1 protein-coding gene is annotated in these 293 nt (G+C 47.4%); it reads left to right on the forward strand.

The features are described 5' to 3' along the window. Nucleotides 1–293: flagellin hook IN motif-containing protein (locus IQP38_RS25155; RefSeq protein WP_284144662.1), on the forward strand; the 293-nt coding region annotated here is incomplete at both ends.

Genomic DNA, 293 nt, shown 5'->3' on the forward strand with positions numbered 1-293 from the left:
TCTTTCGGTGGTAACAAGCTACTAAACGGCACACACGGTGCGAAATCGTTCCAAATCGGTGCGGATAACGGTGAAGCAGTGATGCTTGAGCTAAAAGACATGCGCTCAGACAACAAAATGATGGGCGGTGTGAGCTACCAAGCTGAAAGTGGTAAAGGTAAAGACTGGAACGTTGCTGAAGGTAAGAACGACCTAAAAATCAACCTAACGGACAGCTACGGCCAAGAGCAAGAAATCAACATCAGCGCAAAAGCGGGTGACGATATCGAAGAGCTTGCGACTTACATTAACGG

Origin of the sequence: Vibrio sp. OPT41 (assembly GCF_015163595.1) — a bacterium.
GTDB lineage: Bacteria > Pseudomonadota > Gammaproteobacteria > Enterobacterales > Vibrionaceae > Vibrio > Vibrio alginolyticus.